This window comes from Sphingobium sp. D43FB (assembly GCF_002312805.1).
Lineage (GTDB): Bacteria > Pseudomonadota > Alphaproteobacteria > Sphingomonadales > Sphingomonadaceae > Sphingobium.
The window spans coordinates 1-1,387 of the sequence record NZ_NMUA01000124.1; the positions used below are offsets into that span (position 1 = coordinate 1).

General features: G+C 57.5%; 2 protein-coding genes. One reads left to right on the forward strand and one right to left on the reverse strand.

Features of this window, described 5'->3' with window-relative positions; all coding sequences use genetic code 11:
- The coding region (locus tag SxD43FB_RS25710; RefSeq protein ID WP_217988833.1) for a hypothetical protein at positions 1–185 on the forward strand (185 nt) is incomplete at its 5' end.
- A gap of 603 nt (positions 186–788) precedes the next feature.
- On the opposite strand, the gene SxD43FB_RS25470 is transcribed toward SxD43FB_RS25710, so the two are convergent.
- Positions 789–1,022, reverse strand: coding sequence for a hypothetical protein (locus SxD43FB_RS25470; RefSeq protein WP_176482912.1), 234 nt, complete (start codon positions 1,020–1,022; stop codon positions 789–791).
- Positions 1,023–1,387 lie beyond the last annotated feature (365 nt).

Consider the following 1,387-nt stretch of genomic DNA (forward strand, 5'->3'; position numbering starts at 1 on the left):
ATCCCACAGAACCGCCTTCACGAACTCCTCCCTTGGCATTGGAAAGCTGCTCAGCAGCAGGCCGCCGAAGAAATCGCCGCCTGAACCCCGGCACCGCGACAACTCGCGGCGGCTATCGGATGCGTACCCACGAACTGCTGCCCTGGAACTGGCGCGTAAAAGACGATCAACGCAAAGCCGCCTGATCCGCGGTTCTCACCGGATGCTTACAGCCCTTGCAGCGTGCGCGCATGTTGAGACCATCATCCCAAATACGCTCACGGTTAGGTCGATGCACTCCAAACAAACATAAGAAGATTCTCATCTCTTGGCTCCCTGATCACGACAATCGGGCCTACGCGAATCGTTCTACAGGAGTTTCACGCCCCGACAAATAGCGCCCCCAAATTTATAATGCACCGCACCATGACGGGCTCGGAATGGGGAGTAGATGGAGCCAGACATCAATGCCGCGGCGGGACCGAGCCGCGCAACTGCCCGTCGGGTGCGTAGTCAGATGGCGACTCGCATAATGAATTGCGAATGCGTACCGCCATGCGGGAATGGCATCCACTCAGATCGAGCGATGCAGTGCTTCTTTCGCTACGGGGCTCCACCAAAATAGTGAGTTCTCAGCCCCCCCAGACCGAACCATTGCCACATTTTGCAGCAGGGCACTCGCCATTATGCCGGGCAGTCTGGTGCGGGCATGCGTTCCCGCTGTCACATCGGCATTGATGCCTTACCGGTTATCGATGCGGCATAATTTCCTCATTACCCCCAATACGTGCGGCCATGACCAACGATAATCACAGAGATTGAAGCAGCAGCCGGACCTTCATGGTATTAAGCGTGGCCTGTTCACCGAACACATTCATTTTTACATCGGGTGGCGTCGGCGGCGTGGTTAGAGCAGAGCGCACGGCCATCGGCATTTGCGCCGTGCCTTGGCTTTCGAGCTCCAGCTTGCAACCACCAACTCGAAACTTGACGACGTCCCGGATGAAATCGTTACCCGATATTCGGCTGAGCGGTCGCGACACAGGCCGCAGTGCAGACGGGAGCCCCTGGCCCTAGCCCGATTCTTGCTGGTCCTGCGCGAGACCGAAGGCATTGCCCCCTGACCGATGCCTGTGGCGATCCGCGCGAAGACATCCTGCAGGCATATGCCCTCTATATATTATGCCCTCTATATATCGAGTGTCGACGTTGCCTCGCGCCAATTTCAATGGTGCGCCACCTATGGTTCTTTCGGCCGTTCCTCGAGGAGCTGGCTCGCAATGAAGCGCCCCGGGTTTCCAGGAGGCTCCAACTTGTGAGAAGGAGCATCCGTTATGAGCAAGACAACCAACAAATTTTCACCTGAAGTCCGCGAGCGGGCGGTTCGTATGGTGGTGGAGCAGCGGGC